Origin of the sequence: Paraburkholderia nodosa (assembly GCF_001718195.1) — a bacterium.
Classification (GTDB): Bacteria; Pseudomonadota; Gammaproteobacteria; order Burkholderiales; family Burkholderiaceae; genus Paraburkholderia; species Paraburkholderia nodosa_A.
Genome location: NZ_MCNV01000026.1, coordinates 71,304 through 95,342, shown reverse-complemented (window position 1 = coordinate 95,342; position 24,039 = coordinate 71,304). Strand labels below are relative to the sequence as shown.

19 protein-coding genes and 1 tRNA gene are annotated in these 24,039 nt (G+C 64.1%); 17 read left to right on the top strand and 3 right to left on the bottom strand.

From position 1 onward, the window contains the following. Positions 1-33: 33 nt before the first annotated feature. The 8 genes from rpmI (at position 34) to BFD71_RS31405 (ending at position 6,806) form a co-directional block, all read left to right on the top strand. Entirely contained in the window at positions 34-231 is a 198-nt protein-coding gene (gene rpmI / locus BFD71_RS31440) for a 50S ribosomal protein L35 (protein WP_004191477.1), read from the top strand. Between the two features lie 30 nt (positions 232-261). Next, a complete protein-coding gene (rplT, locus tag BFD71_RS31435; protein ID WP_004192938.1) occupies positions 262-621 on the top strand; it encodes a 50S ribosomal protein L20 in 360 nt (119 codons plus the stop codon). Positions 622-844: 223 nt separating this feature from the next. Continuing rightward, positions 845-1,858, top strand: coding sequence for a phenylalanine--tRNA ligase subunit alpha (pheS, locus tag BFD71_RS31430; RefSeq protein ID WP_069268188.1), 1,014 nt, complete (start codon positions 845-847; stop codon positions 1,856-1,858). Positions 1,859-1,966: 108 nt separating this feature from the next. Beyond that, positions 1,967-4,423: a phenylalanine--tRNA ligase subunit beta gene (gene pheT, locus BFD71_RS31425; RefSeq protein WP_069268187.1), complete on the top strand. Its 2,457-nt coding sequence runs from the start codon at positions 1,967-1,969 to the stop codon at positions 4,421-4,423. A 91-nt stretch (positions 4,424-4,514) separates the two neighbouring features. Continuing rightward, on the top strand, positions 4,515-4,925 hold the full coding sequence (locus BFD71_RS31420) for an integration host factor subunit alpha (RefSeq protein WP_028204248.1): 411 nt from the start codon (positions 4,515-4,517) through the stop codon (positions 4,923-4,925). Positions 4,926-5,052: 127 nt separating this feature from the next. Then, on the top strand, positions 5,053-5,451 hold the full coding sequence (locus BFD71_RS31415; RefSeq protein WP_069268186.1) for a MerR family transcriptional regulator: 399 nt from the start codon (positions 5,053-5,055) through the stop codon (positions 5,449-5,451). Between the two features lie 93 nt (positions 5,452-5,544). Then, positions 5,545-5,621: transfer RNA gene (locus BFD71_RS31410), tRNA-Pro, on the top strand. Positions 5,622-5,867: 246 nt separating this feature from the next. After that, positions 5,868-6,806, top strand: coding sequence for a DMT family transporter (locus tag BFD71_RS31405; protein WP_069268185.1), 939 nt, complete (start codon positions 5,868-5,870; stop codon positions 6,804-6,806). A 91-nt stretch (positions 6,807-6,897) separates the two neighbouring features. Here the strand turns inward: BFD71_RS31405 and BFD71_RS31400 are convergent, their stop codons facing one another. Continuing rightward, positions 6,898-8,301: an MFS transporter gene (locus tag BFD71_RS31400; RefSeq protein WP_083245566.1), complete on the bottom strand. Its 1,404-nt coding sequence runs from the start codon at positions 8,299-8,301 to the stop codon at positions 6,898-6,900. 637 nt (positions 8,302-8,938) lie between these two features. Between BFD71_RS31400 and BFD71_RS31395 the strand changes: the two genes are divergently transcribed. The 3 genes from BFD71_RS31395 (at position 8,939) to BFD71_RS31385 (ending at position 10,984) form a co-directional block, all read left to right on the top strand. Next, positions 8,939-9,508: an acyloxyacyl hydrolase gene (locus BFD71_RS31395; protein ID WP_069268184.1), complete on the top strand. Its 570-nt coding sequence runs from the start codon at positions 8,939-8,941 to the stop codon at positions 9,506-9,508. Between the two features lie 108 nt (positions 9,509-9,616). Then, positions 9,617-9,937, top strand: coding sequence for a DUF190 domain-containing protein (locus BFD71_RS31390; RefSeq protein WP_069268183.1), 321 nt, complete (start codon positions 9,617-9,619; stop codon positions 9,935-9,937). A gap of 186 nt (positions 9,938-10,123) precedes the next feature. Beyond that, positions 10,124-10,984: a 3-hydroxybutyryl-CoA dehydrogenase gene (locus BFD71_RS31385; protein ID WP_069268182.1), complete on the top strand. Its 861-nt coding sequence runs from the start codon at positions 10,124-10,126 to the stop codon at positions 10,982-10,984. 16 nt (positions 10,985-11,000) lie between these two features. On the opposite strand, the gene BFD71_RS31380 is transcribed toward BFD71_RS31385, so the two are convergent. Further along, positions 11,001-12,101, bottom strand: a complete 1,101-nt coding sequence (locus BFD71_RS31380) for an aldose epimerase family protein (protein ID WP_069268181.1) — start codon at positions 12,099-12,101, stop codon at positions 11,001-11,003. Between the two features lie 58 nt (positions 12,102-12,159). After that, positions 12,160-13,371, bottom strand: coding sequence for a XylR family transcriptional regulator (locus BFD71_RS31375; RefSeq protein ID WP_069268209.1), 1,212 nt, complete (start codon positions 13,369-13,371; stop codon positions 12,160-12,162). A gap of 310 nt (positions 13,372-13,681) precedes the next feature. Here BFD71_RS31375 and xylA point away from each other — a divergent pair, with 310 nt between their 5' ends. From xylA to BFD71_RS31345, 6 genes are all read left to right on the top strand, one after another. Continuing rightward, entirely contained in the window at positions 13,682-15,004 is a 1,323-nt protein-coding gene (gene xylA / locus BFD71_RS31370) for a xylose isomerase (RefSeq protein ID WP_069268208.1), read from the top strand. A gap of 102 nt (positions 15,005-15,106) precedes the next feature. Continuing rightward, on the top strand, positions 15,107-16,597 hold the full coding sequence (gene xylB / locus BFD71_RS31365) for a xylulokinase (protein WP_069268180.1): 1,491 nt from the start codon (positions 15,107-15,109) through the stop codon (positions 16,595-16,597). Positions 16,598-16,792: 195 nt separating this feature from the next. After that, the gene (gene xylF, locus BFD71_RS31360) at positions 16,793-17,821 is read left to right on the top strand and encodes a D-xylose ABC transporter substrate-binding protein (protein ID WP_069268207.1); all 1,029 of its coding nucleotides are present in this window, start codon (positions 16,793-16,795) and stop codon (positions 17,819-17,821) included. A 105-nt stretch (positions 17,822-17,926) separates the two neighbouring features. Next, positions 17,927-19,468 (top strand): D-xylose ABC transporter ATP-binding protein, encoded by a 1,542-nt coding sequence (gene xylG, locus BFD71_RS31355; protein ID WP_441830679.1) that lies wholly within the window; start codon positions 17,927-17,929, stop codon positions 19,466-19,468. Continuing rightward, complete coding sequence (locus BFD71_RS31350; RefSeq protein ID WP_069268179.1) at positions 19,465-20,664, top strand: sugar ABC transporter permease; 1,200 nt, start codon at positions 19,465-19,467, stop codon at positions 20,662-20,664. Before xylG ends, BFD71_RS31350 begins: the two co-directional genes overlap by 4 nt. Before the next feature lie 452 nt (positions 20,665-21,116). Further along, positions 21,117-23,969: an ATP-dependent Clp protease ATP-binding subunit gene (locus BFD71_RS31345; RefSeq protein ID WP_069268178.1), complete on the top strand. Its 2,853-nt coding sequence runs from the start codon at positions 21,117-21,119 to the stop codon at positions 23,967-23,969. Positions 23,970-24,039 lie beyond the last annotated feature (70 nt).

Sequence of the window (24,039 nt, the reverse complement as noted above, 5' to 3'; positions counted from 1 at the left end):
ACCCATGTCCATCAAATAATGGAGTTGTCTGTCATGCCGAAGATGAAGACCAAGAAGAGCGCTGCGAAGCGCTTCGTGGTTCGTCCGGGCGGTACCGTCAAGCGCGGTCAAGCCTTCAAGCGTCACATCCTGACCAAGAAGACCACCAAGAACAAGCGTCATCTGCGTGGTGCAACGGCCGTTCATGATTCCGATCTGAACTCCGTGCGCGCAATGCTGCCGTTCGCGTAATCCTCAACCGATAACTCATAGGAGCGAAACATGCCTCGAGTCAAACGTGGGGTTACCGCACGGGCCCGCCACAAGAAGATCATCAACCTGGCCAAGGGTTACCGCGGCCGTCGCAATAACGTCTATCGCATCGCCAAGCAGGCGGTCATGCGCGCAGGCCAGTACGCCTACCGCGATCGCCGCAACAAGAAGCGTGTGTTCCGCGCACTGTGGATCACGCGTATCAACGCGGCGGTGCGTCAGCACGACATGACCTACAGCGTGTTCATCAACGGCCTGAAGAAGGCTTCGATCGAACTCGACCGCAAGGTTCTGGCTGACATGGCTGTGTTCGACAAGGCTGCATTTGCTGCGATCGTCAAGCAGGTGAAGGCCGCCGTCGCTGCCTGATAGCAGGTATTGCGCAGGTTCGTTGCAGCAGACATTCCGGTAGTCTCGGTGATGCTGCAACAAAAACGGGGCTCCTCACCGAGCCCCGTTTTTGTTGGTAATTACGCTTCTTGCGCCGCTTCATGGAGTGTCTTCGCGCCGTCATTGCCAGGCGTCATCATGGCGTGCCGTGAGCGCGGAGAGGCTCCAAGTCTCAAACTCTGACGCTGAAAAGATGGGATCAATGGATCTGGACCAGATTGTCGCCGACGCGCAAAGCGCGTTCGCCTCCGCCCCCGACGTCAACACGCTTGAAAACGAAAAGGCCCGCTTTCTCGGCAAGTCCGGCGCGCTGACCGAACTGCTCAAGGGTCTCGGCAAGCTCGACGCGGAAACGCGCAAGACCGAAGGCGCGCGCATCAACGCCGTCAAGCAGCAAGTGGAAGCCGCGCTCACCGCGCGCCGCCAGGCGCTCGCGGACGCGCTCCTGAACCAGCGTCTCGCCGCCGAGGCGATCGACGTCACGCTGCCGGGCCGCGGCACGGGCACGGGCAGCCTGCACCCCGTGATGCAGACGTGGGAACGCGTCGAGCGCATTTTCGGCTCGATCGGCTTCGACGTGGCCGACGGTCCGGAGATCGAAACCGACTGGTACAACTTCACCTCGCTCAACAGCCCGGAGAACCATCCGGCGCGCTCCATGCAGGACACGTTCTACGTGGACGGCAAGGACGCCGATGGCCGACAGCTTTTGTTGCGCACGCACACGAGTCCGATGCAGGTGCGCTACGCGCGCACGCACACGCCGCCCATCAAGGTGATCGTGCCGGGCCGCACGTATCGCGTGGACAGCGACGCCACGCACTCGCCGATGTTCAATCAGGTCGAAGGCCTGTGGATCGAAGAGAACATCAGCTTCGCAGACCTGAAGGGTGTCTACACGGACTTCCTCAAGAAGTTCTTCGAACGTGACGACATTCAGGTGCGCTTCCGTCCGTCGTACTTCCCGTTCACGGAGCCGTCGGCCGAAATCGACATGATGTTCGAGCAAGGCAAGAACGCCGGCAAGTGGCTCGAGATCTCGGGCTCGGGCCAGGTGCATCCGACCGTGATCCGCAACATGGGCCTCGACCCGGAGCGCTACATCGGCTTTGCGTTCGGCAGCGGCCTCGAACGCCTGACGATGCTGCGCTATGGCGTGCAGGACCTGCGCCTGTTCTTCGAAGGCGATCTGCGCTTTTTGCGTCAGTTCGCGTAGAGCGGCGACGCATTCGCTTGCAGTGCGCGAGGCGGACGCAGCACCTGTAGAAGGTGCGCGAGCATCCGCCTACGCGACGGTCACAATCTGTCTGGAACGTAAAACCAAATGCTATTCCCCGAATCCTGGCTGAGAAGCTTTGTCGATCCGAAGCTCACGACCGATGAACTGGCCCACGCGCTCACCATGGCCGGCCTCGAAGTCGAAGGCCTGAGCCCGGCGGCGCCCCCCACCACGAAAATCGTCGTGGGCCGTGTGCTCGAAGTCGTCAAGCACCCGGACGCGGACAAGCTCAACGTCACGCAAGTCGATGCCGGCACCGGCGCGACGCTGCAGATCGTATGCGGCGCGCCCAACGTCGCGCCCGGCATCAAGGTGCCCGTGGCGCTCGTGGGCGCCGAGCTGCCGCCCGCCGAAGAAGGCGGCAAGCCTTTCGCGATCAAGCTCTCCAAGCTGCGTGGCGTGGAAAGCCAGGGCATGCTGTGCTCCGCGCGTGAACTGAAGCTCTCGGAAGACCACAGCGGCCTGATGATCCTGCCGGAAAACACGCCGATCGGCCAGGACATCCGCGAAGCGCTAAATCTCGACGACACCATCTTCGAAATCAAGCTCACGCCGAACAAGGCCGATTGCCTTTCGGTGTATGGCATCGCGCGCGAAACGGCCGCGATCACCGGCGCGCCGCTGCAGGCGCCCGTGTATCCGAAGGTCGAAGTGAAGCTCGATGAAAAGCTGCCCGTGAAGATCTCGGCGCCGGACCTGTGCGGCCGCTTTTCGGGCCGCGTGATCCGCGGCGTGAACGCGCACGCGAAGACGCCGATGTGGATGGTCGAGCGCCTCGAGCGTTCGGGCCAGCGCAGCATCTCGGCGCTCGTCGATATTTCGAACTACGTGATGCTCGAACTGGGCCGCCCGTCGCACGTGTTCGATCTCGACAAGATCCACGGCTCGATGGACGTGCGCTGGGGCAAGCCGGGCGAAACGCTGAAGCTGCTCAACGGCAACACCGTCGAAGTCGACGAAACCGTGGGCGTGATCGCCGACGACCGCGAGATCGAAAGCCTCGCGGGCATCATGGGCGGCGACAGCACGGCCGTCACGCTCGACACCGCGAACATCTATCTCGAAGCCGCATTCTGGTGGCCGGACAGCATTCGGGGCCGCTCGCGCCGCTACAACTTCTCGACCGATGCAGGCCATCGCTTCGAGCGCGGCGTGGACTGGTCGACGACCGTCGAGCACATCGAGCGCATCACGCAGCTGATCCTCGATATCTGCGGCGGTGCAGCCGGCCCGATCGACGATCAAACCGTGAACGTGCCCAAGCGCGAAGCGGTGAAGATGCGTGTGGCGCGCGCGAACCGCATCATCGGCGTGAAGATCGGCGCCGACGAGATCGCGAAGATTTTCACGCGCCTCGGCCTCACGTTCACGCGTAGCGTTGACAATGCGGGCGACGAGAGCTTTAGCGTCACGCCGCCGCCGTACCGTTTCGACATCGAGATCGAAGAAGACCTGATCGAAGAAGTCGCGCGTATCTACGGCTTCGAAAAGATTCCGGCGTTGCCGCCGGTGGCGCGCAGCGAAATGCGCGCGACCAATGAAACGCGCCGCTCGATCCACGCCATTCGTCACGCGCTCGCCGCGCGCGACTACGCCGAGACGATCAATTTCAGCTTCGTCGATGCCGAATGGGAACAGGACTTCGCGGGCAACGCGAATCCCGTCAAGCTGCTGAACCCGATCGCGAGCCAGCTCTCGGTCATGCGCACGACGCTGTTCGGCAGCCTCATCAACGTGCTGCGCCACAACCTCAACCGCCGCGCCGACCGCGTGCGCGTGTTCGAGTCGGGCCGTGTGTTCCTGCACGATCCGTCGATCAAGGCGAGCGAGATGACGGTGGAAGGCTTCGCACAACCGAAGATGATCGGCGCGCTCGCCTACGGTCCCGCGCTCGAAGAGCAGTGGGGCGCGCAAGCGCGCGGCGTGGACTTCTTCGACGTGAAGGGCGATCTCGAAGCGCTGTTCGCAGCGCTTGGCGCCGCGAAGACGCCGCGTTTCGTGAAGGCAGAACACCCCGCGCTGCACCCGGGCCGTAGCGCGCGCATCGAAATCGATGGCCGTGCGGTGGGCTGGATTGGCGAGCTGCATCCGCGCTGGATGCAGAAGTACGACCTGCCTCATGCACCGATGCTCTTCGAGGTCGAGGCCGACGCACTGATGGCGCGCGAACTGCCGACGCCTGGCGAAGTCTCGAAATTCCCGCCGGTCCGCCGTGACATCGCTCTTGTTGTCGATCAAAAGATCGAGGTGCAAGCACTGCTCGACGAGTTCCAGAAGGGCATGCAAGACGAGCCTTGCCGGATTGTGCAGAGGGTTGCGCTTTTCGATGAATTTCGTGCAAAATCAAATACTTCCGGACTTGGCGCGGACGAGAAAAGCCTTGCCTTCCGGGTGACCCTGCAAGATACTGGCGGAACCCTTCAGGACGAAACGGTCGATATGGCCATCAAGTCCCTGGTGGATCGCCTGGCTCGAGTGTATGGCGCCCGGTTGCGCGGATAAGCTCCTCGGCTCTTCACGTACCGACATCGGCTTCCGGTTTGCGAGGCAGCACGTCAACCCCGCAACCGGCAGCGCGCCATTTCATAGATAGATGAACGAAATGAACTCGAGTGATTTCGAAGCCCTTCTTGCGGCACAGCGTAGCGCCATGATTCGCGACATTCCTGCCTCGTCGGCAAGCGCCACGAACGACACGCCCACGCTGACGAAAGCCGAACTCGCTGAGCTGCTGTTCGACAACGTCGGTCTCAACAAGCGCGAAGCGAAAGACATGGTCGAAGCCTTCTTCGAAGTGATTCGCGACGCGCTTGAAAGCGGCGACAGCGTGAAGCTGTCCGGCTTCGGCAATTTTCAGTTGCGCGACAAGCCGCAACGACCCGGCCGTAACCCGAAGACGGGCGAGGCGATACCCATCGCGGCGCGTCGCGTGGTGACGTTCCATGCGAGCCAGAAGTTGAAGGCGCTCGTGGAGAGCGGTGCCGAGGCGAGCTTCCCGCGTTGATGCGTTGAGGTTGTTTGCCCGCGCTGGTGGCAATCTGGCGGGCGTGAACGTATAAGTAGAAATAGCGGACTTCAAGGACCCAGGCGGCGACGCCTCATTGCGCAACCCCCACGACGGCAACCCGGCGATGACATCGACAAGCGAAAAGGTCGTCTTGCCTCCCATACCCGCCAAGCGCTACTTCACCATTGGCGAGGTGAGCGAGCTGTGCGGCGTGAAGCCTCACGTACTGCGGTATTGGGAGCAGGAGTTCACGCAGTTGAAGCCGGTGAAGCGGCGCGGCAATCGTCGCTATTACCAGCATCACGAGGTATTGCTGATCCGTCGCATACGCGAACTGCTCTACGAGCAGGGGTTCACGATCAACGGCGCGCGCAATCGGCTCGACTCGCATGGGGCGGCAGTCGACGAAGCCGGGCAGTCGGAAACCGTGGGGGCACCGGTCGCCGAAGGCAAGACCGCCCTCGTGGACGTCGATCAGTTGCGCAAGGAATTGCTGCATGTGCTCGATCTGCTCGGGCGCTGAAACACCCCGCTGAAGGCATGCATGTGAGTCGTTCACGAATTACGTGCGAAGCGGTTCTAATTAGGGAAACTCTCTGTTATACTTTCTAGCTCTCGGGGCGTAGCGCAGCCTGGTAGCGTACCTGCATGGGGTGCAGGTGGTCGGAGGTTCAAATCCTCTCGCCCCGACCAGAAATAGAGCCCGCGTAGTCGAAAGATTACGCGGGCTTTGTCTTTTGTGCGCCGCGAAAAAACAAGAAGCACAGAAGCGCACGAACGAGACCGCAAGATCCGGCTGTTAATTTTTCTCACATATCGGTGAGAATCCTTCGTTATACGGCGCGTGCCGCTCGCCTTACGATACGCATACCCTCGCGCCGGTGATTCGTGCAATCGCGCGCCCGCGCGCAAATCCGTGCTCACTCAGCGCCACTTCACATGAACCCGATCGAACTCGCGCAACTGGTCCTCCTCGCCGCCCTGTGGGGCGGGTCGTTTCTGTTCATCCGCGTCGGCGTGACCGACTTCGGCGTCGCGCCGCTGATGGCGTTGCGCGTCGGCATCGGCGCGCTGTTCCTGCTGCTCGTGCTGTTTTCGCGCCGCCCCGCGCGCGAAGCGCTCGGCACGCTGCGCGAACGCGCGTGGCCGCTTTTCATTGTCGGCATCCTCAATTCGGCCGCGCCGTTCTGTCTCTTCGCGTGGGCCGAACTCACGCTCTCCGCGGGCGTCACGTCCGTGATCAACGCGACCACGCCGCTGTGGGGCGCCGTCGTCGCGTATGTCTGGCTCAAGGATCGTTTGAGTGGCCTGCGCGTGGTCGGTCTCGCGATCGGTTTCGCGGGTGTGCTCGCACTGGTGTGGGATCAGGTCGTGACGCACGCCGGCGACGGCGCATCATCCACCAGCGCCGCGCTTGCCGCTTTCGCGGCGCTCGTTGCTGCGGCGCTGTATGGCGTTGCCGCGAGCTACACGAAGCGCCATCTCACGGGCGTCGATCCGCTCACGGTCGCCGCCGGGACGATGACGGGCGCGACGCTCGTGCTCGCGCCGTTCGCCGTGGCAACCTGGCCGGCTACTCCCATCTCGCTGCATGCATGGGGCGCGGTGCTCGGCCTTGGCGTGGCGTGCACGGGCATCGCGTATCTGTTGTTCTTCCGCCTGATCGCAGCGGTGGGCCCGGCGCGCGCGATCACGGTGACGTTCGTGATCCCGATTTTCGGCATTCTGTGGGGCGCGCTCTTTCTCGGCGAGCGCGTGTCGATGGGCATGGTCGAGGCATGCGCGGCGATTCTTGTGGGCACCGCGCTTGCCACCGGCTTCGTGAAGCGCTTGCCGGGATTCACCGCGCGCCGCAGCGGCGCAGGCGCGGAACGCTAGCAGCGTAGGGCGCGTAACGCACTGCCTTGCGCGCCGGTTTAACGAAATCGCGTGACGCTCACCGTCGCGCGAGTTGCATTCTGAAGTTCGCTCAAGCCGCCGCGCGAGGCACGGCTTTCACTTCCTTCTCCCGATCGCTGCGGCCAGCGCGCCCGATCGGCAACGTCGCGACGATCACCGCCCCCAGCACGAGCAGCACCGCGGAATAGATGAGCCCCGCGGCATAGCTGTGCGTCGCGTCCTTGAGCCAGCCGACCACGAGCGGATTCGCCGCCGAGCTGATATTGCCGATCGCATTGATCACGGCGATACCCACTGCGCGCGCCTGCGGCGTGAACGCCTGATCGGGCGTGGTCCAGAAGATCGACATCGCCGTGTACGACCCCGCCGATGCGAGGCACACGCCAAGCAACTGCACGAGCGGCGCGCCGCCTTGCGCCGTCAGCACGCAGCCAAGCCCGGAAAGCAGCATCGGCGCGGCGAGGTGCCATTTGCGTTCCTGACGCCTGTCCGAGCGGCGCCCCCACACGATCATCGCGACGATGGTGACGATCTGCGGAATCGTCGCGACGAGGCCCACGGTGACGTTGCTCGCACCGGCGCTGAAGCCCTTCACGATCAGCGGTGCCCATACTGCGACCATCGCGAGCGTATTGACGAGGCAGAAGTACGCCGCCGCGAAGCGCAGGACCACGGGCGAGCGCAGTTGCTGCCAGAGGCTGCGTTCGCTCGCTGCTTGCGCCTTAGGCGCAGCGAGGGTGTCGGCCGGTTCGGCGAGCGCGGCTTCGAGCGTGCGTTTTTCTTGCTCGCTGAGCCAGCGCGCGGCGCGCGGCGTGTCGTCAAGATAAAAGAACGCCACGCAGCCGAGCAGTGCGGCCGGCATGCCTTCGAGCACGAACAGCCATTGCCAGCCGGCGAGTCCCGCATGGCCGTCGAGTTTGAGGATGAAGCCTGAGACTGCGGAGCCGAGCGCGGCCGTCACGGGCATCGCGATCATGAAGAGCGCGTTGGCGCGGGCGCGCCACGCGCTCGGGAACCAGCAGGTGAGATAGAGCAGCATGCCGGGCAGAAAGCCTGCCTCGGTCACGCCAACCAGCATGCGCAGCCAGTAGAGCGTGGTGGCGTTGGTGGCGAACATCGTCGCGGTGGAGGCGAGGCCCCACGCAATCATGATGAAGCTGATCCAGCGGCGCGCACCGACGCGCGCGAGCATCAGATTGCCCGGAATGCCGCACGCGATATAGGCGACGTAGAAGAGGGTGGTGGCAAAGCCGAACTGCGTGCTCGACAGGCCGAGGTCCTTCATCATCGTCAGGCCTGCGAACCCGATGTTGATGCGGTCGAGGAACGAGACGACGAACAGCAGGAACAGGAAGCCGAGCAAATGGCGCGAGACCTTGCGCGTGACTTGTTCGGTGGCGGCTGCGCAGTTTGACTGTGCCTGCGCGGACGTTTGCGGCACGCGCGAAGCATGCCCTTGCGGGATTGGGCTCATGTGTCTCCTCCTAAGCACCGGGACGTGAGCGTGGCAAGGGTTATGACGTTGTTGTTTGCCGCGGATCACAATTCACGCGGATTATGCGAGGCGCCTGCGCGCTGTCTGTCCTCAATTTGGGTACAGCTGCGCAGCGCATTCCGCGATGTTCGGGAATACCCGGGTCCAGGCGCCATGCCGGTTTTACGCAGGGGGATATCGGGACGACCAGCAAGTCTGAAAATCGTTATTCAGAGATCTGAATGCCCGGTAAATCTAAAACTCGTAATTGAGACGGATTCGTTAACGAGGTGAGTCCTATTTCGCAAATCCTTCCGTCAATAATCGATCAGCACCATTTATTCGCCTCAATAATCGAAACTGAAAGCTGGCAGTCAGTCATTGTGAAGCTACAGGGCCTTGCAGTGGGGTGATCTGTTGGCTCGCCAGCGAGCGTGTTCGATTTTTCGACGCTAAACTTCGCTCTCATATGTGCGCCAGTCATTAGTGAACATTGGGGCGTGATGCTATTTGTTCTGTCCAGGTGACAAGCGCGTAGTGCATTTCGTATGGGATTTGTGCGGGTGCCGAACCTGCGCGAATCGTGGTTGTGCCCGATGCATGGCGTCATGCTGAATCGATCGAATCGGGGAAAGCTATGAAAGTAAGAAGATTCGTCTGGCACGCTCATGCAGTGCGTTGGGCGCTCACCGCGCTGTGCGCCCTCGGCGCCGCCGGCGCGCAGGCGGACAACACGTTTGGCGTGCAGCTTGGAGCGGGCGTAGCGGACCACGACGTGAAAAAGCTCGACCTCGGCCTGGTGTGGGATCCGGGCCTGCAGTGGTGGCACATCGGCGGGTATCACTTCACGCTGGTTGGTGAAGCGCATGTCGCCTACTGGAAGCTGAATGCGCCGGACGCCGTCTACTCGCATATCTGGGAATACGGCGTGACGCCCGTTTTTCGCTTCATCAAGGACAGCGGCTGGTTCAAGCCCTTCATCGAGGCGGGCGTGGGCTTTCACTTTCTCTCGCACGTCCGGCAGACGCCCGATCGCGCGACGTCGACGTCCTTCCAGTTCGTCGACATGGTCGGTGTTGGTGCGCAGTTCGGCGAGCACGGCAACTATCAGGCCGGGTTCCGCTTCCAGCATTTGTCGAACGCGGATATCAAGGCGCCGAATCCGGGTACGAACTTCAGTCAGATCTACTTCCAGTACAACTTCTAGGGTGCCAGCGGGCATCCCGGCGTCTGTCAGGACGCGTGCTAGAATTTTTTTGCATGCCGCCTGTCGCGCGGCGCTCAATGACTGGATTTCCGACTGCATGGAGGTCCCATGCCCGCAGGCAGTCAACTCACGCTCTATACGAGCCGCAAGCACAAGAAGGGCCACAAGTCGGCGGTCGCGTGGATCATCGACGCCGCGCGTGCGCAGGGCGTCTTCGGCATCACCGTGCTGGAAGGCTACGAAGGCCTCGACGCCCACGGAAAGATGCACGCCGCCCACTTCTTCGATCTGGCCGACGAGCCCGCCGTGGTGCTGATCGTCGCCGACGAGCCCTCTATCGACGCGCTCCTCGTCACGCTCGAAGCGGGCGGCGTCGAACTCTTCTATACGCGCACGCCAATCGAGTACGGCCGCCTCGCCGGCGCTTGACCGGCAGGGTCTTCACGCCGCCGCGCAGGCGCTTCGCCGCAGGTCCTCCCCGTCACGCGGGCGCCAGTCGATTCCCGCAACCCGTTACACTGTGGGTATTGGTGCGGTGCACCACGCATTGCGCCGCACGACCGGCATTTTCCATAGCGACACGCCGGAGTCGCAGACAAGGAGTGAGGACGAGGCATGGCAATCGAATCGGTAGGGATCGTGGGCGCAGGCACGATGGGCAACGGCATCGCCCAGGCCGTGGCGGTGGCGGGGCTCAAGGCGGTGATGATCGACGTCACCGATGCGGCGCTCGCCAAGGGCGTCGCCACGCTCACCCATAGCCTCGAGCGGCTCGTCTCGAAGGGCAAGCTCGAAGCCGGCGCGCGCGACGCCGCGCTCGCACGCATCGAAACGACCACCGACTATCAGCGCCTCGCGAGCGTCGATCTCGTGATCGAGGCGGCGACCGAGAACGCCGAGCTCAAGACGCGCATTCTCAAGCAGATCGAAGCCGCGGCCCGCCCCGACGCGATCGTTGCGTCGAACACCTCGTCGATCTCGATCACGGCCCTCGCGACCACGCTTGCCGACCCGTCGCGCTTCATAGGCATGCACTTCTTCAACCCGGTGCCGATGATGCCGCTCGTCGAGGTGATCCGCGGCCTGCAGACGCGCCCGGAGGTCGCCGAGTCGGTGCGCGAAATGGCGCTGCGCCTCGAGAAGACGCCGATCGCCGTGAAAAACGCGCCGGGCTTCGTGGTGAACCGCATTCTCGTGCCGATGATCAACGAAGCGTTCTTCGTGCTCGCGGAAGGCATTGCGAGCGCCGAGGAAATCGACGCCGGCATGAAGCTCGGCGCCAATCATCCGATCGGCCCGCTCGCGCTGGCGGACCTGATCGGCCTCGACGTGTGTCTTTCGGTGATGGACGTGTTTCTGAAGGACTTCGGCGACTCGAAGTATCGTGCGTGCCCGCTGCTGCGCGAGATGGTCGCGGCGGGCCAGCTCGGCCGCAAGACCGGCCGCGGCGTGTATCAGTACGACAAGGTGTCGTAAGGCCTCGCGCCCGGCTTCAGGCGAGCACGCTTACGCGGTATTGCGTGACCTGCCGATAGGTCTTGCCGGGCTGCAGCACCACTTCGTCACAGGCGGGCGCTTCCATGTTGATCTGGTTCGGGAAGCCGCCCGCTTCGAGGCACAGCCCCGCATAGCGCGCACACGTCGCGCCCCGGCGTCCCGGCTGTCCCTCCAGATAATTCCCCGTATAAAGCTGCAGGCCGCGCTGGTCGGTCGAGACGGCAAGCTCGCGTCCGCTGCCCGGCTCGTAGACGCGCGCGACCGGCCGCACCGGCCATCGCCCCGGCGCGGCGTGCAGCGTGCCTGCCGTGCTCTCGGGTGCGCGCAGCACGTAGCAGTGGTCGAAACCGCGTGCGCGCTCGAGCTGGGCGTTCGGCCAGTCGAGCCGCGCGCCGAGCGGCGCGCCATGGCGGAAGTCGAAGGCGCTGCCCGAGACGTCGGCGATGCGCGCGGGAATCAACTGCGGGTCGACTTCGAGGAAGGCGTCCGCGTCGATCGTCAGCACGTGGCCGCGAATGTCCGGGCTCGCCTCGCCGGAGAGGTTGAAATAGCCGTGGCTCGTGAGATTGAGCGGCGTAGGCGCATCGGTCACGCCCTCGTATTCGAGCGTCAGCGTGCCGTCGTCGTCGAGCGTGTAGCGCACCTGCACGCTCACGTTGCCCGGAAAGCCGCCGTCGCCTTCGGGTGAGTCGAGTCGCAGCACCAGCGAGCCCCGATCCTCTTCCACCTGCCACATCTGCCGATGAAAGCCGTTCGCGCCGCCGTGCAGCAGATTGCCGTTCTCGTTGCGATCGAGCGGATAGTCGATGCCGTCCAGCGTGAAATGCGCACCGGCGATGCGGTTGGCCCAGCGTCCCACCAGACCGCCCATGTACGTGGTGGCGGCGAGATAGTCCGCCGGCGTGTCGTGGCCGAGCAGGATATCCGCGAGGCGGCCGGCGCGATCGGGCGCGAGCCATGAGACGAGCGTGGCGCCGAGGTCGCTGACTGTCACCTTCATGCCCTGCGCGTTGCGCAGCGTGTAGAGCCGCACGGCGTCGCCGCCGGGCAGGGCGCCCCACGGTTCGGAAGTCAGATGGGCAGCAAGAGTGTTCATGAGGTGAAGGGAACGTATGAAGAAAGCGTGTTTGTCCGGGATGGCCGAAGCCGCTTCATCAAGTGGACAGGCGTGGGCCCGAAGCGTTCGCGACACTGTCCTGATATTCGCGCGGCGTGCATCCCAGTTCGCGCCGGAATACGGCATACATGTACTGCAGCGACGTGAATCCGCAGCGGATCGCCACCTCCGCGCTCGAGGCGTCGCGGCTCGCGAGCATCGCCTTGGCGGCGTCGAGCTTGTGGCGCAGGATTTCCTGGTGGACCGTGCATTGCAGTTCACGCCGGAAATAGTCTTCCAGCGACGAGCGCGATACGCCGACATAGTCGGCCACCTGCTCGGTCTTGATGCCCTGGCAGGCGTACTGGCGGATGAAGTGGCGCGCACGCATGACATGCGGGCTCGACAGCGGTTCGTGGCGGGTCGATTCGAGCACGTTGATGCCGACGGGCGGCACCAGAATGCGTTGGCCCGGAAAACGTGCACCGCGCAGCATCTGGTGCAACAAGTGCGCGGCGGTCTTGCCCATTTCCTCCGTGCCCTGGATGACCGACGAGAGCGGAATGCGCGTGAGCGTGCGGGTGAGCGGATCGTTGTCGATGCCGATGATCGCCACCTGCTCGGGCACGGCAATGCCGTGAATCAGACACGCCTGGAGCAAATGCCGCGCCCGTGCGTCGGTCACGGCGATCACGCCCACGGGCTTGGGCAGGCTGTGCAGCCAGACGCTCAACTGCTCGATGGCCTGGTTCCAGGCGCTGGCGCTGGTGGCCTGGCCGCGGTAGATCGGCGCCTGCACGCCTTCTTCGCGGGCGAGCGCCTGGAACGCCAGTTCGCGCTCCTGCGCCCAGCGGTTTTCCTGCGCGACGGGCAGGCTGTACATCGCGAGGTTCGGCAGGCCCGCACCGATCAGATGCGTCCAGGCCAGCGAGACCAGTTTGCGGTTGTCGGTCGCGATATAGGGCACGTCGGCCGGGTACTGGGCGGCGTCTTCGAATGACGAGCCCACGGCGACCACCGGCAGCGGGCAGCCGCGCAGGGCGTCGGCCACGTCGGGGTCGTCGAAGTCGGCAATGATGCCGTCCCCGTCGAAGCGTTCGATGCCCGCGAGGCGACAGCGGAAGTCTTCCTCGAGAAAGAGGTCCCATGCGACGCGCGTGGAGCGCAGATAGTGGCCAATCCCCGCAATGATCTCGCGGTCGTACACCTTATTCGCGTTGAACAGCAGCGCGATCCGGTGGGGTGTCTGGGAAGCGGGGGCACGGGTCATGTCGGGTCGGCGGTTGTTCGCCCGGCGCGGATCGCCGGCGGAAAACCGCCATGTCTCCAGTTCGGGCGCGGTGCGCGCCAAGGTGCACCGCGCTACGATGTCTCTGGCGCCTGCGGCGCGTCATTTTAAGCGTCCGGTTATTTTAGGCCCAGATTCGGGTTCGCGGGCAGGCCGGTCGCGCCCGTCGGCAGGAAACGTTAGAGGTCTCACGCAATTTCGCAATTGCCGCGCTTTGCGCGTCGCGGGCAGTATGGCGTCACACAGAGGGATGCACGCTGCGCCGCTGCGCTGCAACAACATTGGAGACATCATGTCGTATTTCGAACATATTCCCGCCATTCGATACGAAGGCCCGCAGTCGGACAATCCGCTTGCGTACCATCACTACGACCGTAGCAAAAAGGTGCTCGGCAAGACGCTCGAGGAGCATCTGCGCATTGCCGTGTGCTACTGGCATTCGTTCGTCTGGCCCGGCAACGATATCTTCGGGCAGGGCGCGTTTCACCGCCCGTGGCAGCAGCCCGGCGACGCCATGGAACGCGCGCACCAGAAGGCCGACGCGGCGTTCGAGTTTTTCTCGAAGCTAGGCACGCCTTATTACACGTTCCACGACACCGACGTCGCTCCGGAAGGCAAGGACCTGAAGGACTACACGGAAAACTTCAAGCGCATGGTCGACTACCTCGGCGAGCGCCAGCAGGCGAGCGGTGTGAAACTGCTCTGGGGCACCGCCAACCTGTTTTCGAATCCGCGCTACGCCGGCGGCGCCGCGACCAACCCCAACCCCGAAGTCTTCGCCTACGCGGCCACGCAGGTATGTCATGCGCTCGACGCGACGCGCAAGCTGGGCGGCGAGAACTACGTCCTGTGGGGTGGCCGCGAAGGCTATGACACGCTGCTCAATACCGACCTCAAGCGCGAGCGCGAGCAGTTCGCACGCTTCCTTTCGATGGTGGTCGAGCACAAGCACCGCACCGGCTTCACCGGCACGCTGCTGATCGAGCCGAAGCCGCAGGAGCCGACCAAGCACCAGTACGACTACGACGTTGCGACGGTGCACGGCTTCCTCACGCAATACGGTCTGCAAAACGAAATCCGCGTGAATATCGAGGCCAATCACGCGACGCTCGCAGGCCACTCGTTCCACCACGAAATCGCCACCGCGTTCGCGCTGGGTGTGTTCGGCAGCGTCGACGCGAACCGCGGCGATCCGCAAAACGGCTGGGATACGGACCAGTTCCCGAACAGCGTCGAAGAACTGACGCTCGCGTTCTACGAGATCCTGCGCCACGGCGGCTTTACCACGGGCGGCATGAACTTCGACGCGAAGGTGCGCCGCGCGAGCAGCGATCCGGAAGACATGTTCTATGGTCACGTGGGTGCGATCGACGTGCTCGCGCTGGCGCTCGAGCGCGGTGCGGCGCTCGTGGAAAACGACCGGCTCGAGCAGTTCCGCAGCCAGCGCTACGCGGGCTGGGACAGCGAGTTCGGCCGCAAGATTCTCGCCGGCGGCTATTCGCTCTCGTCGCTCGCCGCCGACGCAATCTCGCACGGCATGAATCCGCAGCACGCGAGCGGCCAGCAGGAGCGGCTCGAGAATGTCGTGAACCAGGCCATCTACGGCCAGCGCTAGCCGTGCCACGGCGCGCGAAAAATCATTAGCGCGCGCCGTCAAATTCGCAATTGCGCCGTTTGCGATTGAAGGCAAACTGACGCAAAAAATCAGGACGGAGACATGTTCATCGGTATCGACCTCGGCACGTCGGGCGTGAAGGCCGTGCTGCTCGATCGCGCGGGCGATGTGCTCGGCAGCGCGAGCGAGCCGCTCACCGTGAGCCGGCCGCAGCCGCGCTGGTCCGAACAGGCGCCGCAAGACTGGTGGCTCGCCACGCAGAGCGCGTTGCGCGCACTCATCGACGAGGCGCGCGGGCGCGGCTTCGACCCCGCACGCATCGAGGCGCTCGGCCTGACCGGCCAGATGCACGGCGCGACGCTGCTCGACGCGCAGGGCGAGGTACTGCGTCCCGCCATACTGTGGAACGACGGTCGTTCGGATACCGAATGTCTCGAGCTGGAGCGCGCCGTACCGCAGTTGCACGCCATCGCGGGCAATCTCGCGATGCCGGGCTTCACGGCGCCGAAGCTGTTGTGGGTGCGCAAGCACGAGCCTGAGATCTTCGCGCGCATCGCGCACGTGCTGTTGCCGAAGGACTATTTGCGCTGGCTGCTCACGGGCGTGTTCGCCACCGATCCCTCCGATGCCGCCGGCACGCTGTGGCTCGATATTGCGAAGCGCGACTATAGCGAGACCTTGCTTGAAGCGTGCGGCCTCACGCGCGCCCAAATGCCGGAGGTATTCGAAGGCAACCGGGTGACCGGCACGCTACGGCCCGAACTCGCGCGGCAATTCGGCCTGCGCGAAATTCCGGTCGTGGCGGGCGGCGGCGACAACGCGGCGGGCGCCGTGGGCGTGGGCATCGTGCGGCCCGGCGACGCGATGCTTTCGCTCGGCACTTCCGGTGTCTATTTCGCAGTTTCGGACGGCTTTCTCGCCAATCCCGATTCCGCGGTGCACAGCTTCTGCCATGCGTTGCCGCATACGTGGCACCTGATGTCGGTGATGCTCAACGCGGCCAGCTGCCTCGACTTCACGGCGCAACTGACGGGTTACGAAAGCGTCGCCGCGTTGCTCGCCGACGCCGAGGCAAACTCGAACGCCGAGCGCGACGCGCGCCGGCCGTGGTTCCTGCCGTATCTGAGCGGCGAGCGCACGCCGCACAACAACGTCAACGCGAAGGGCGTGTTCTACGGTATGACCCCGCAGACCTCGCGCGCCGATCTGGCGAACGCAACGCTGGAAGGCGTGGGTTTCGCGCTGCTCGACGGCATGGATGCGTTGCATGCGGCGGGGCTCGTGCCGGACACGATCACGGTAATTGGCGGCGGCTCGCGCAGCGCCTGGTGGACGCAGATGCTCGCCGATATCAGCGGCCGTGCGCTCACGTTGCGCGCAGGCGGCGAGGTGGGGCCGGCCCTTGGCGCCGCGCGCCTCGCGCATCTCGCGCTCGAACCGGGCGCGCCGCTCGACGAAGTGTGCCCGCAGCCGCCCGTGCTGGCGATTCGCGAACCTGACGCCGCACGCCACGCCTGGTATCGCGAGGCGCGCCGTCCAACCTTTAGCGCGCTGTATCGCGCGCTCGAACCGGTTTTCGCCACCGGCGCCTGACTAGCGGCGCCGGCGAAGAAAAAACTGCACGGCCAGTGTAGTCGTGCAGCTGATTAGTCGTCCTACGGTTATACCGCACGCTGTGCTGTTTCGCGTGTGTTCCGCATTTACATCGGCAGCACCCTGATAACCATCGCCGCGGCGGCGACGCGTTCGCGCGCGCCTGCGCACCGGCATCAAGAGGAGTATGGAGACATGAATTTCGCCAAACGTCGTTCGGTTCTGAGTTCGCTCGTATGCGGGGCCGTGCTCGCGAGCCTGTCGCTTGCTGCACCGCTCGCGCACGCGAGCAAGGATCATCCCGAGATCGGCTTCTGCATCGACGACCTGCGTGTCGAGCGCTGGTCGCGCGACCGCGACTACTTCGTCGCCGCCGCGGAAAAGATGGGCGCGAAGGTGTCGGTGCAGTCGGCGGACGCGAGCGAAGAGCGTCAGGTCTCGCAGATCGAAAACCTCATCTCGCGCGGCGTGGATGTGATCGTGATCGTGCCGTTCAACTCGAAGGCGCTCACCAATGTCGTTGCCGAAGCGAAGAAGGCGGGCATCAAGGTCGTTTCGTATGACCGCCTGATCCTCGACGCCGACATCGACGCGTACATCTCGTTCGACAACGAGAAGGTGGGCGAGCTCCAGGCGAAGGGCGTCTACGATGCACAGCCGAAGGGCAACTACTTCCTGCTGGGCGGCGCGCCGACCGACAACAATGCGAAGATGCTGCGTGAAGGACAGCTGAAGGTCCTCAAGCCGGCCATCGACCGTGGCGACATCAAGCTGGTCGGCCAGCAGTGGGTGCCGGAGTGGAGCGCGTCGACGGCGCTGCGCATCATGGAAGACGCGCTCACCGCGAACAACAACAAGATCGACGCAGTCGTCGCCTCGAACGACGGCACGGCGGGCGGCGCGATCCAGGCGCTCGCCGCGCAGCATCTCGCGGGCAAGGTGCCCGTGTCGGGCCAGGACGCGGACCTCGCAGCGGTCAAGCGGGTGGTGGCGGGCACGCAGACCATGACGGTCTACAAGCCGCTCAAGCTCATCGCGGGCGAAGCCGCGAAGCTCGCCGTCGATCTGGCGAAGGGCCAGAAGCCCGCGTACAACGCGCAGTACGACAACGGCAAGAAGAAGGTCGATACGGTGCTGCTGCAGCCGACGCTGCTCACGAAGAGCAACGTGGACGTCGTCGTGAAGGACGGCTTCTATACGCAGGCGCAACTGGCAAGCCAGTAACGCTCATGGCCTGACGGCCCGTGCGCTCCACGAGTGTGGCCACGAATGTGGCTACTGCGTCGCGCGCGGGCCATCGCAGCGAGTAACCAGCGTATGACCGAATCCTTGCTGACGATGCGCGGCATCGTCAAGTCCTTTGCGGGCGTGAAAGCGCTCGACGGCATCGACCTCACCGTGCGACCCGGCGAATGCGTGGGGCTGTGCGGCGAGAACGGCGCCGGCAAATCCACGCTCATGAAAGTGCTCTCGGGCGTGTACCCGCACGGCACCTGGAGCGGCGAGATCCGTTGGGAAGGCGCGCCGCTCGAAGCGCAAAGCGTGCGCGACACCGAACGCGCGGGCATCGTCATCATCCACCAGGAACTGATGCTCGTGCCCGAGCTGTCGGTGGCCGAGAACATCTTTCTCGGCAACGAAATCACGCTGCCGGGCGGGCGCATGAATTACGCGGCGATGTACCAGCGCGCCGACGAATTGCTGCGCGAGCTGAACATCGACGCCATCAACGTGGCGCAGCCGGTGATGAACTATGGCGGCGGCCATCAACAGCTCATCGAGATCGCGAAGGCGCTGAACAAGCGCGCGAAGCTGCTGATTCTCGACGAGCCGTCGTCTTCGCTCACGGCGGCGGAAACGAAGATCCTGCTCGACATCGTGCGCGACCTGAAGCGCCGCGGCGTGGCGTGCGTCTACATCTCGCACAAGCTCGACGAGGTCGAAGCCGTGTGCGACACGGTGAGCGTGATTCGCGACGGCCGGCACGTGGCCACCGAGCCGATGGCGACGCTCACGACCGATCGGATCATCGCGCAGATGGTGGGGCGTGAGATCCGCAATCTCTTTCCGCGCGAGGCGCATGACATCGGCGAGGTCGTGTTCGAGGCCCGCAACGTGACCTGCTACGACGTGACGAATCCGCGCCGCAAGCGCGTGGACGACGTCTCGTTCTCGGTGCGTCGCGGCGAAATCCTCGGCGTGGCCGGACTCGTCGGCGCGGGCCGCACGGAAACCATGCAGGCGATCTTCGGTGCGTATGCGGGCGCATGCACCGCGACGGTCTTGCTCGATGGCAAGCCGCTGAAAATCCGTTCGCCGCTCGACGCGATCAACGCGGGCATCGCCATGGTGCCCGAGGACCGCAAGCGTCACGGCATCGTGCCGCAACTGGGCGTGGGCCACAACATCACGCTCTCGGTGCTGCAGCGCTTTTCGAGGCACGGCCGCATCGACACGGCCGCGGAACTCGATACGATCCGCACGGAGATGCAGCGCCTTTCGGTGCGCGCGGCGAACCCCATGCTGTCGATTGCGAGCCTCTCGGGCGGCAATCAGCAGAAGGCGGTGCTCACCAAGATGCTGCTCACCGACCCGAAGGTGCTGATCCTCGACGAGCCGACGCGCGGCGTGGATGTCGGCGCGAAGTACGAGATCTACAAACTGATCTTCCAGTTGGCCAAACGCGGTGTGGCGATCGTGATGGTGTCGTCCGAATTGCCCGAAGTGCTGGGCATCAGCGACCGCGTGCTCGTGATCGGCGAGGGCGAGTTGCGCGGCGACTTCGTCAATGACGACCTCACCCAGGAAGACATTCTCGGCGCAGCGATCCAGAGCGTGCGCGCCCAACCCGATACAGCGAGTGCAGTATGACCCCCGACGTCACGACCCAGGGCGCACGCGAAGACCTGCCGCAAGGCGGTAATGGCTTCGCCATGCGTTTCCAGCAACTCTTCGCCCGCTACAAGATCCTCGCGCTGCTGCTCGCAGTAGCGGTGATCTGGCTGTTCTTTTCGCTGCTCACGCACGGCGCGTTCGTCACGCCGCGCAACGTGTCTAACCTGCTGCGGCAGATGTCGATTACCGGCATGCTCGCGTGCGGCATGGTGTTCGTCATCATCGCGGGCGAGATCGATCTATCGGTCGGCTCGCTGCTCGGCCTGCTCGGCGGCGTCGCGGCGATTCTCGATGTGAATCGCGGCTGGCCGATCGGCGTGACCGTGCCGGCGGTGCTCGTGCTTGGCGTGCTCGTCGGGCTCTTCAACGGCTGGTGGTCGACGTACCGCCGCGTGCCGTCGTTCATCGTGGGTCTCGGCGGCATGCTCGCGTTTCGCGGCGTGCTGCTCGGCATCACGGGCGGCTCGACCATCGCGCCGGTGTCCGATCACTTCGTGTTTCTCGGCCAGGGCTACTTGCCGCGCGTGGCGGGCGACGTGCTGGCGCTCGCGCTCTTCGTGCTGCTCGCCGTGCTTACGGTGCGCCAGCGTGCGAACCGCAGGCGCTATCAGCTGAGCGTCGTGCCACTCTGGCAAGACGGCGTGAAGATCGTCGGCGCGGGTGCGATCCTGCTTGCCTTCGTGCTGATGCTCGACAGCTATGGCGGCATTCCGGTGCCCGTGCTGCTGCTGCTCGCGCTGCTCGGTATCTTCACATGGATCGCCACGCAAACCGTGTTCGGCCGGCGTATCTACGCGGTGGGCTCGAACCTCGAAGCCACGCGCCTTTCGGGCGTGAACACGAACCGCGTGAAGCTTGTCATTTTCGCGCTCATGGGTCTCATGTGTGCCTTCGCGGGTATCGTCAATACGGCGCGTCTCGCGGCGGGTTCGCCCTCGGCGGGCACGATGGGCGAGCTCGACGCGATTGCGGCCTGCTTTATCGGCGGCACGTCGATGCGCGGCGGTTCCGGCACCGTGTATGGCGCGCTGATCGGCGCACTCGTGATGGCGAGCCTCGACAACGGCATGTCGATGCTCGACGTGGACGCGTATTGGCAGATGATTGTGAAGGGCGGCATTCTCGTGCTTGCCGTGTGGATCGACGTGGTGTCGGGCTCGAACCGCCGTTGAGAAAGCGTGGCGCGCACGATTGCAAACCATCGCGCGTGACACCGCGGCGTAATTTTTGCGGATGACTGCCACGCGCAGTTGCTCTCCTCGCGCGCGCCGAGCGCGCTCTCAGGGCGGGACTCATGTCCCGCCCTTTTTCTTTGCTGTGGGCGCTCAAGCATCTCGCACCGAGCGGCGCATGTTCGACGCGCCGGCGATCGTTTCCTGCCACAATCGTTTGCACCTGTGCATGGCGGCATGCGCACGCGATACGTGCGATTCATGCCGTCCGCAAGGTCATCGTCAGCCACAGCACCGCGTCGTCGTGTTCCAGCGCGTGCTCGCCGATTTGTCGCTTTGCTGGTGCAACCGCTGAATGAGCGCTCGCGTTGCACCGAATCATGCCGCGAGGTTGTGCCAGCGTTTTGCCAACTTCGGCGGCGCGATTCCGAACCCTCGGAGACAAGCCGACCATGCCCACTCTTTGCGAAATTTGTAACTCCCGGCCTGCAGTCGCGCGCGTGACTGTCGTGCAAAACGGGCAGCGCAAGTCCATGTCGATCTGCGACTACGACTACCGCCATCTGATGCGTCACCAAAGCATGCTCAACCCGTTCGATTCGCTGCTGGGCGGCAGTGGCCTGTCACGCTTTTTCGGTGGACAAGGCGGCGAGGACGAGCACGACGACGAGGGGCACGACCTCGCCGCCGAGGTGCCGCGTGAATCCGTGGACGCGACCGATGCCTTCAGCGAGCAGACGCTCGAGATCCTGCAGCGCGCCGCGGAAAAAGCCCATGAACTGCAGCGCAATGAACTCGACACGGAACACCTGCTGTACGTCCTGGCGGACACCGATGTTTGCGCCGCACTCCTGAAGGAGTTGAAGCTCTCGCCGCAGGACATCAAAGGCTATATCGATCAGCACGCGCAAAAGGGCACGGCTTCACCCGACGCGCCCATCGACAAGATGACGATTTCGCCGCGCCTGAAAAAAGCGTTTCAGTTCGCGTTTCAGGCCTCGCGCGATCTCGGTCACTCGTACGTCGGCCCCGAGCATCTGCTGATCGGACTCGCCGCGGTGCCCGACAGCATTGCGGGCGCGCTGCTCAAGAAGTACGGCGTGACGCCCGAGGCGCTGCGCCAGAAGGTCGTGAAGGTCGTGGGCAAGGGCGCGGAAGATGGCCGCGTCGATGCGCCTACGGGCACGCCCACGCTCGACAAGTTCGGCCGGGACCTGACAGCCATGGCACGGAAAGGCAAGCTCGATCCGGTGCTGGGCCGCGCGCAGGAAATCGAGAGCACGATCGAAGTGCTCGCGCGGCGCAAGAAGAACAACCCGGTGCTGATCGGCGAACCGGGCGTGGGCAAGACCGCCATCGTGGAAGGGCTCGCACAGCGCATCGTCAATGGCGACGTGCCGGAGGTGCTGCGCGGCAAGCGGCTCGTGGAGGTGAACATCAATTCGATGGTCGCGGGCGCGAAGTACCGCGGCGAGTTCGAGGAGCGCGCGAAGCAGCTGATCGACGAAGTGACCGCGAAACACGACGAGTTGATCCTCTTCATCGACGAACTGCACACGATCGTTGGCGCGGGGCAGGGCGGCGGCGAAGGCGGACTCGATATTGCCAACGTGCTGAAGCCCGCGCTGGCGCGCGGCGAGTTGAGCCTCATTGGTGCCACGACGCTGAACGAGTATCAAAAGTACATCGAGAAAGACGCGGCACTCGAACGGCGCTTTCAGCCCGTGCTCGTGCCGGAGCCCACGGTCGAGCAAACCATCGTGATCCTGCGCGGTTTGCGCGACAAGCTCGAAGCCCACCATCAGGTGACCTTCGCCGACGACGCCTTCGTGGCCGCGGCCGAATTGTCGGATCGCTACATCACGTCACGCTTCTTGCCGGACAAGGCGATCGATCTCATCGACCAGGCAGCCGCGCGCGTGCGCATCGGTTCGACGTCGCGTCCCGCCGAGATGCAGGAACTCGAAGCGGAGATCGCGCAACTCAAACGCGAGCAGGACTACGCGGCGTCGCGCAAGCGCTTCGACGAGGCTAAGGGTTTCGAGGAGCGCATCAACGAGAAGCAGGCAAAGCTCGAAGAGCTGACCGAGGCGTGGCAGCGCAAGACGGGTTCGGAAACGCTCGAAGTCACGGTGGCGTCGATTGCCGAGGTCGTGTCGCGGCTCACTGGCATTCCGGTCGCGGATCTCACCCAGGAAGAGCGCCAGAAGCTGCTCAAGATGGAACAGACGCTGCGCGAACGCGTGGTAGGCCAGGAAGATGCCGTGGTCGCCGTAAGCGACGCCGTACGTCTTTCGCGCGCCGGACTCGGTCAGTCGAACCGGCCGATCGCGACCTTCCTGTTCCTCGGGCCGACCGGCGTAGGCAAGACCGAGCTTGCGAAGGCGCTGGCGGAAACCGTGTTCGGCGACGAGCAGGCGATCATCCGCATCGACATGAGCGAGTACATGGAGCGTCATGCGGTGGCGCGGCTCATCGGCGCGCCGCCGGGCTACGTGGGCTACGACGAGGGTGGCCAGCTTACCGAGCGCGTGCGGCGCCGCCCGTACAGCGTGATTCTGCTCGACGAGATCGAGAAGGCGCACGCCGACGTCTACAACGTCCTGCTGCAGGTGTTCGACGGCGGTCGCTTAACCGACGGCAAAGGCCGCGTAGTCGACTTCAGCAACACGATCCTGATCGCCACGAGCAACCTGGGCGCGTCGATCATCATGGACAACCTCGAGCGCCCGGAGAAGTCGCGGCTCGACGACAAGACGATCCGTGCCGAACTCATGAAGGTGCTCAAGGGGCACTTCCGGCCCGAGTTCCTCAATCGCATCGATGAGATCATCGTGTTTCATGCGCTCTCGCGCGAGAACATCCGCGCGATCGTGCAGATCCAACTCGAGCGCGTGACGCGCACGGCGGCCGCGCAGGGCATCACGCTCTTGATGGGTCAGACGCTCGTCGATCATCTCGTGGAGGCCGGCTATCAGCCGGAGTTCGGTGCGCGCGAACTCAAGCGGCAGATTCGCCAGGAAGTGGAAACGCGCCTTGCCAAAGAGATACTCGGCGACGCGCTGCAGTCGGGCGATACCGTCGAGATCGGCTACGACAAAACGAACGATCAAGTCACGATCAGCAAGATCGCTGTGCCACCCGACGTGAAGGAGAGCAAGCCGGCGAAGAAGGCCAAGAAAACGGCGGCACCGCCTGTCGACGAAATCGCGAGCGAGATGGCCGCCGACGACATGGAAGGCGATCCACCGCCCCCGCCTCCGAAGAAGAGCGGCAAGGGCGGGGGCAAGGCGAAGCCTGTTTGATTGAGTGGAGCAACGGCTGGCGCACCGAAACGTGCGCCAGTTTTTTACGTTACGATTGATCTGGAATCCA